8 protein-coding genes are annotated in these 7,318 nt (G+C 72.5%); 4 read left to right on the forward strand and 4 right to left on the reverse strand.

Annotation, left to right across the window (positions count from 1 at the left end; translation table 11 throughout):
- Positions 1-448: hypothetical protein (locus VFO68_RS27685; protein WP_325161336.1), on the forward strand; the 448-nt coding region annotated here is incomplete at its 5' end.
- Between the two features lie 49 nt (positions 449-497).
- Here VFO68_RS27685 and VFO68_RS27690 read toward each other — a convergent pair.
- The 3 genes from VFO68_RS27690 to VFO68_RS27700 all read right to left on the reverse strand — a co-directional run bounded on the left by VFO68_RS27690 (position 498) and on the right by VFO68_RS27700 (position 4,694).
- Positions 498-2,117: a glycosyl hydrolase family 18 protein gene (locus VFO68_RS27690; RefSeq protein ID WP_325161337.1), complete on the reverse strand. Its 1,620-nt coding sequence runs from the start codon at positions 2,115-2,117 to the stop codon at positions 498-500.
- 146 nt (positions 2,118-2,263) lie between these two features.
- On the reverse strand, positions 2,264-3,892 hold the full coding sequence (locus VFO68_RS27695; protein WP_325161338.1) for a tannase/feruloyl esterase family alpha/beta hydrolase: 1,629 nt from the start codon (positions 3,890-3,892) through the stop codon (positions 2,264-2,266).
- 46 nt (positions 3,893-3,938) lie between these two features.
- On the reverse strand, positions 3,939-4,694 hold the full coding sequence (locus VFO68_RS27700; protein ID WP_325161339.1) for a TetR/AcrR family transcriptional regulator: 756 nt from the start codon (positions 4,692-4,694) through the stop codon (positions 3,939-3,941).
- Between the two features lie 65 nt (positions 4,695-4,759).
- Here VFO68_RS27700 and VFO68_RS27705 point away from each other — a divergent pair, with 65 nt between their 5' ends.
- The 3 genes from VFO68_RS27705 to VFO68_RS27715 all read left to right on the forward strand — a co-directional run bounded on the left by VFO68_RS27705 (position 4,760) and on the right by VFO68_RS27715 (position 6,949).
- Positions 4,760-5,710 carry an ATP-binding cassette domain-containing protein gene (locus VFO68_RS27705; protein WP_325161340.1) on the forward strand — a complete coding sequence of 317 codons (951 nt, stop codon included), beginning with the start codon at positions 4,760-4,762 and terminating at the stop codon, positions 5,708-5,710.
- On the forward strand, positions 5,710-6,486 hold the full coding sequence (locus VFO68_RS27710; protein ID WP_325161343.1) for an ABC transporter permease: 777 nt from the start codon (positions 5,710-5,712) through the stop codon (positions 6,484-6,486). The genes VFO68_RS27705 and VFO68_RS27710 overlap by 1 nt, the downstream gene beginning before the upstream one ends.
- A 64-nt stretch (positions 6,487-6,550) precedes the next feature.
- Positions 6,551-6,949, forward strand: a complete 399-nt coding sequence (locus VFO68_RS27715) for a hypothetical protein (protein WP_325161341.1) — start codon at positions 6,551-6,553, stop codon at positions 6,947-6,949.
- On the opposite strand, the gene VFO68_RS27720 is transcribed toward VFO68_RS27715, so the two are convergent.
- On the reverse strand, positions 6,939-7,318 hold a 380-nt coding region (locus VFO68_RS27720; RefSeq protein WP_325161342.1), incomplete at its 5' end, for a helix-turn-helix transcriptional regulator. The two genes, VFO68_RS27715 and VFO68_RS27720, sit on opposite strands and share 11 nt — an antisense overlap.

A 7,318-nucleotide genomic window follows, 5' to 3' on the forward strand; every position in this document is an offset into this window, starting at 1 on the left:
TCCGGTGCTATCGGCGGTTCCCGGCCTGGCCCGGCGGGTGGCCGGGGAACCGTGGCCGGAGGTGTGTGCCCGGCTGTGCGCGGCGGCCGCCGGGCTGGACTGGGTGCTCGCGCCGGAACGGCTGGTGGCGACGCTGACCGCCCGGATGCCGGAGCCGGCGGACGATCCGTACGCCCGGGTGGGGTTGGCGGTCGCGGCGCTGATGGCGGCGGAGTTCTCCGGCGGCCGGCCGCCGACGGCGCGGGCGGCAGCGCACGTCGCCGCCCTGGTCGACGCCTGGTTCGCCGGCGGCACGGTGCCGGCGTCCGGCGCGTGTGCGTGGCCGGGCGTGCCGGGCGAGGTGTTCGTCGGCGGCGTGGCGGACTTCACCACCGGCCGGTTCACCGTGCCGGCACTGGATGCCACCGAGACGGCGCTGGTGCGCGGCCAACTGGCCGCAGCCCTGTGAAACGACCCCGGTCCGGCACGCCTACCGGACCGGGGTCGGGTCTTACCGGCTACAGGCCGTTGCGGATCGCGGTGATCAGCTCACCATTGGTCGTGTCACCGGACAGTTCCCAGAAGAACGCGCCGCCGAGGCCCTGGCTGCGGGAGTAGGCCATCTTCCCGGCGATCGTGCTCGGGGTGTCGTAGCTCCACCACTGGTTGCCGCAGAAGGCGTACGCGGTACCGGCGATGGTTCCGTTCGACGGGCACCGGGTCTTGAGCACCTTGTAGTCCTCGATGCCCGGCTCGTAGGTGCCGGGCGCGGCGCCGGTGGCGGACCCGCCGGGCGCGCTCTGCGTCACGCCGGTCCAGCCGCGGCCGTAGAACCCGATGCCCGGCAACAGCTTGCCGGACGGGATGCCCTTGCTCTTCAGCTTCTGGATCGCCGCGTCGGTGTTGAACCCCTGGGTCGGAATCCCGGCGTAGGAGGTCAGCGGCGAGTGCGGGGCGGTCGGCCCCTGCGGGGCGAAGGCGCCGAAGAAGTCGTAGGTCATCACGTTGTACCAGTCGACATACTGGGCCGCGCCGCCGTAGTCGGCCGCGTCGATCTTGCCGCCGGCGCTGCCGTCCGCGGTGATCGCGGCGGTGACCAGGTTGTTGGAGCCGAACCTGGCGCGCAGCGCCTGCATCAGGGTGCGGAACGCGTTCGGCCCGCTGCTGTCGCAGCTCAGGCCGCAGGCGTTCGGGTACTCCCAGTCGATGTCGATGCCGTCGAACACGTCGGCCCAGCGCGGGTCCTCGACCAGCCGGAAGCAGGAGTCGGCGAACGCGGCCGGGTTCGCCGCGGCCTGACCGAACCCGCCGGACCAGGTCCAGCCACCGAAGGAGAACAGCACCCGCAGGTTCGGGTACATCCGCTTCAGCTTGCGCAACTGGTTGAAGCTGCCGCGCAACGCGCCGGCATCCCAGGTGTCGGTCGTACCGTCCACACTGGACGCCGCGTCGTAGAACCGGTCGTAGTCGGCGTAGCTGTCGCCGATCACGCACTGCCCGTTGGTCACGTTGCCGAAGGCGTAGTTGATGTGCGTGAGCTTGGCGGCCGAGCCGCTGGTGTGGATGTTCTTGACGTGGTAGTTGCGCTGGTAGACGCCCCACTGCACGAAGTAGCCGAGGTTCTTGCGGCCACCCGGTGGCGGCGGCTGGCTGGTGGTGGTCGTCGTGGTCGTGGTGGTCGTCCGCGTGGTGGTGGTGGTCGTGGTGGTCGGCGGGGCGCCGCCCGCGTCGCACGAGCCGCCGTTGAGCCGGCAGTTGGCCGGCGCCGAGTACGCGCCGGAGTACACGACGTTGAAGCCGAAGCTGGCCGAACCGCCGACCCCCACGCTGCCGTTCCAGGTGCTGTTGACGGTCACGTGCTGCCCGGTGGCGGTATAGCTACCGTCCCACAGCGAGCCGATCCGGTGTCCGGCCGGCAGGTCGAACTCCACCCGCCAACTGGTCAGCGCGGCGGTGCTGCCGTTGCTGATCGTGTACTTGCCCTCGTATCCGGTCCCCCAGTCCGAGGACTTGCTGAAGGTCGCGCCGACCCCGCCCGCTCCGGCGGCGGTCGGCAGGTTCGGCGCGACCAGGATTCCGAAGATCAGAAGCAGGGCCAGCACGAAACCGGCCGGTAGGTGCCATCGGATCCGAGACATCGACGTCTCCTTGGGATGCAGGGATTTCTCCCTAAACTGTGTGGTCTAGACCACTTTGTGTCAAGGTCTAGACCGCACGTCACCCGAATGGCCTAGCCGAAAGCCGGGACGCCACAAGGCGTCCCGGCTTTGCGGAGGTCCTCCACCTACCGGGCGACCGGCCCCGGCAGGCGGTACTGGAGCTCGCCCGCCCAGTGGATCCGGTCCTGGGTGGGCGCCGGCCGGCTGGGCCCGAAGTTGGCCGCGTCGTCGATGCTGCCGGCGCCGTCGTACCTGGCCCGCAACGGGTACGGGAACACCGGGCGGGTGCGGGTGACGTTGCCGGCGGCGTCCCGGCCGGTGGCGATGGCCCGCTCCGGGGCCCGGCCCAGCTCGACCCAGTCGACCAGCTCCCGGATCGGGTCGAAGTCGGTCAGCGTGCCGCCGCCCTGGCAGTGCGCGATCGACGGCACCATGAACAGCCGGGCGAACCGCTGGGTCTCCCGCAGCCCGCCGGACCTCTCGACCAGCCGGTCGTAGTAGTCGATCGTGCCCACCGGCGGGATGGCCTGGTCCGACCAGCCGTGCCAGATGATCAACTTGCCGCCGGCCCGGCGGAACGCGCTCAGGTCCGGGTTCATCGCGTTGGCCTTCACGCCCTCGGGCAGCAGCCGCAACTGCTCGGCAACGGTGAACCGGAACCGGTCCAGCGAGGAATGCGGCGTGCCGATCGGATAACCCAGGTAGCGCAGGTAGTTGTCGGCCAGCGCGGTGGCCAGCGGCTGCGGTCCGGTGAACTCGCTGGGGATGATCCAGCCGTCCCAGGCCAGCTCCGAGCCGAACGGCTGCCAGCCCGGGTAGAGCCGGTTGCCGCGCGCGTCGGTCGGCCCGGCGTAGAGCTTGCGCGCGGCCTCGACCTGGGTCGGGGTCAGGCAGGTGGGCGCGTCGGCGCCGGGGCAGCGCAGCGTCGCCGGGTCGAACCGGCAGGCCCTCGGCTCGTCGATCTGCCGGTCGACCAGACCGTCCAGGCGGTCGCACGCGGCCAGCACGGCGGCCGCCAGCGCCGGCAGCTTCGCGGCGGTGATCACCGGCGTGCCGTCCGGGTTGGTGTTCGCCCTGGCGATCCAGGCCTGGTAGCCGATCAGCCCGGTCCAGACGTTGCCCGGGGCGGCGGCGATGATGCCGTCGAAGTCGGTGGGGTAGCGCTGGGCCAGCAGCAGCGCCTCGCGGCCGCCGTTGGAGCAGCCGCTGAAGTAGGAGACCGCCGGCGGCGCCCCGTAGAACGCGGCGATGATCCGCTTGTTGGCCACGGAGACCACGTGCGGCGCGCGGAAGGTGAAGTCGTCCCGCGCGGCCTGGTCGTCGGCTCCCCAACTGCCGTCGGCGGGCGGGAACGGGCCCTGGCCGACGTGGCCGTCGTCGGTGGTGGCGACGGCGAGGTCACCCACCCTCGGACCGCAGTCGGGGAACGGCGTCGGGAAGAACATGCCGCAGAACCCGCCGCAGCCGTACTGCAGGTAGCGGCCCCGGTAGGTGGTGGTGGGCAGGTTGAGCACGAACCGCACAGCCGGATCGACGAAGCCCTGCACCGCGCAGTGTTCCGGCTCGGCCCCAGCCGGCACCACGCTCGCCGCGGTCACATGGGCGGCGCTGCCGGGGATCGCGTAGTCGCCGACCAGATCACCGCACGCCCGGACCGGGCGGATCGCTTGCTGCGCCGCCGGATCGGCGGTGGCGACCGCCGGGGCGAGCCCGAGTCCCACAAGCACCGCAAAGACAACTGCCAGCCAACGCATGAGAGAACCCCCGTCTCGTTCAGTTGTGGCTGCAGCAGCTTAGTCCTCATCGCGAGTCGATGAGGACCTCGATTCCGTCGAGTACCCGGGCCAGGCCGAACTCGAAGGCGTGCTCGGCGTCGTAGGCGGCCTGGTGGTGCTCGCCGGCCGCGGTGCCGACGCGGGCGGCGGTGGGGTAGCGACCGGGGTCCAGAATCCGTTCCAGGAACGGAGCATGGGCGTACCACCACTGCTCGTCGGTCTGACCGGTGTGCTGCTCGGCGGCGGCCGCCTCGGCCGCGCCCCGGGCCGCGCCGTGCACGTACCCGGAGATCAGGGTGAGCACCGAGTCCATCTCCACGTCGGTCAGCCCGATCCCGTCGATGGCGCGCAACTCGTTGTCGTACTTGGCGATCGCGTTCGGGCCGAGCACCGGCCGGCTGGTGGCGACCTGCAGCAGCCACGGATGCCGTTGGTAGAGCGCGAGGTTCGCCCGGGCGACGTGCTCCAGCCGGGCTCGCCAGGCGGCCGGCTCGGCCGGCGGCGCGGCGATCTCGCCGTAGACGGTGTCCAGCATGACGTCGAGCAGTTCGGCCTTGCCCGGCACGTAGGTGTAGAGCGACATGGTGCCCACGCCGAGCCGTTCGGCCACCCGCCGCATGGACAGCGCGGCGAGGCCGGCGCTGTCGGCCACCTCGATCGCGGCCCGCACGATCAGCTCGACGCTCAGTTCCGGCTTGCCCTTGCGGCTGGCGCGCTCCCTGGTCCGCCAGAGCAGGGCGAGGCTGCGGGCCGGGTCGCCGCTGCCGCTGTACTCGGTCATAACGCCCATACCCTAGTCGAGTGCTGTACCGTAACATGTACGGTACAGCGTACGATTGGATGGGCATGAGTGCGACGGAACCCGCGGTCCACGTCGATGGACTGCGCAAACGCTATGGCGACACGGCCGCGCTGGACGGCTTCGACCTGGCCGTGCCACCCGGCACCGTGCACGGCCTGCTCGGGCCGAACGGGGCCGGCAAGACCACCGCGGTGCGGATCCTGGCGACGCTGACCCGGCCGGACGGCGGCCGGGCCCGGGTGGCCGGCCTCGACGTGGTCGCCGAGGCCCGGCAGGTGCGGGCCCGGATCGGGCTGGTCGGTCAGCACGCCGCGGTCGAGGAGGCGCTGTCCGGCCGGCAGAACCTGGAGCTGTTCGGCCGGCTGCACCACCTCGACCGGGCCACGGCCGGCCGCCGCGCGGACGAGCTGCTCGACCGGTTCGGGCTGGCCGGCACCGGCCGCAAGCCGGTCACCGGGTACTCCGGCGGGATGCGCAGGCGGCTGGACCTGGCCGCCGGCATGATCACCGCACCCGAGGTGCTGTTCCTCGACGAGCCGACCACCGGCCTGGACCCCCGGGGCCGCGCCGAGGTCTGGGATTCGGTGCGCACCCTGGTGGCCGGCGGGGCCACGGTGCTGCTCACCACGCAGTACCTCGACGAGGCCGACCAGCTCGCCGACCGGATCTCGGTGCTCGACGCCGGGCGGGTGATCGCCGAGGGCACCCCGGAGCAGCTGAAGACCGTGGCCGGCCCGGACCGGCTGGACCTGGTGCTGCGCAGCGCGGCCGACCTGCCGGCGGCGGCTGCGATCGCCGCCCGGGTGGCCGGCGCGGAGCCCGACGTCGATCCGGACACCCGCCGGCTCGGGGTGCCGGTGGCCGACCGGGTCGCGGCGCTCACCGAGGCGGTCCGGGCGCTGGACACCGCCGGCATCCGGGTCGAGGACATCGCGCTGCGCCGGCCGACGCTGGACGAGGCGTTCCTGCAGATCACCCGAAAGGTGGACGCATGATGGTGTGGGCGTTGACCGACAGTTGGACGATCGCCCGGCGGGACTTCGCCCGCTGGGCCCGCCAGCCCGGGCCGGTGCTGGCCGCGCTGCTGTTCCCGGTGCTGGTCGTGCTGATGTTCGGTTACCTGTTCGGCGGGGCGATCGAGGTGCCCGGCGGCGGGGACTACCGCGAGTACCTGATGCCCGGGATGTTCGCCACCGCGATGCTGTTCGGCATCGAGACGACCATGGTGGCGGTCAGCACCGACGCGGCGCGCGGCGTGACCGACCGGTTCCGGTCGATGCCGATGGCGCCGTCCGCGGTGGTCGCCGGGCGCAGCCTGTCCGACATGGTGCACTCCGTGTTCGGCCTCGCGGTGCTGCTCGGGTGCGGGTTGCTGATCGGCTGGCGGGCGCACGGCGGCCTCGGGGCCACCGTGCTGGCGGTCGGGCTGCTGTTGCTGCTGCGGTTCGCGCTGCTGTGGGTGGGCATCTGGCTGGGTCTGGTGGTGCGGGGGCCGGAGTCGGTGGTCGCCGTGCAGATCCTGGTGTGGCCGGTGGCGTTCCTGGCCAACACGTTCGTGCCGCCCGAGACCATGCCGGCCGGACTGGGCGCGATCGCGGAGTGGAACCCGTTGTCCGCAACGGTGGCCGCGACCCGCGAGCTGTTCGGCAACCCCGGGGCCGGCGGCGACTCGTGGGCCGCGACACACGCCCTCGGTCTGGCTATCGTGTGGCCGGTGCTGATCCTGGCCGTGTTCGTGCCGCTTGCCGTGCGGCGTTACCGGGCGGCTTGACCCAGTGTCGCGCGGTGGCCGGACGACGACGCCGCAACGTTGGCCGGGGTGGAGTCGGTACGGCGTGATCCGGCGGGGCGTGCGGGCCGGGCTGATCGCCGGGCTGGTGAGCGGTGTTCCGTCGACCCTGCACGCCCTGGCCACCGGCGACGACCCGCTCGCGGCCACGGTCGCCGCCGGTTCCATCCTGCTGCCCCGCCAGACCCGGCGCACCCGCCTGATCGCCGCGGCGGTTCCGGTCCACTTCGGACTGTCCGCGGCCTGGGGCGTGGCACTGGCCGCGGTGCTGCCGCCCCGGCACGCCATCCGGTACGGAGTTCTCGCCGGGGCGGCGATCGCCGCCCTCGATCTCGGCGTGGCCGGCCGGCGGCTGCCGATGATCAGGGCGCTGCCCGTTGTCCCGCAGGTGCTCGACCACCTGGTCTACGGGGCGGTCGCCGCGGCGCTGCTCGCTAGCGACTGACCAGGTGCAGGTCCCGGGCCCGGTTCAGCGCGTCCAGCCGGTTGCGGGCGCCGAGCTTGGAGAACAGCTGGCGCTGCACGCTCTGCACCGTCTTCACCGCGATGCCGAGCGTCTGCGCGGTCTGCCGGACCGAGTGTCCGAGCGCGACCGAGGCCAGGATGTCGCGCTCCCGGCAGGTCAGCGCGTTCGGGGCGCCGGCGCCCGCGAGCAGCGCGCGCACCGCGTCCTCGGTCGGCGCGAACAGCGGCAGGCCGTCGCCGAAGCCCTGCGCGAGCGAGTACTCGTAGAACGCGCGCAGATCGGCCGGGACCTCGAGCCGATCGCTGGTGAGCTCGGTGGTCACGCAGTCACACCCAGCAGCGCGAGCAG

The organism is Actinophytocola sp., from assembly GCF_035712165.1.
GTDB lineage: Bacteria > Actinomycetota > Actinomycetes > Mycobacteriales > Pseudonocardiaceae > DASYTH01.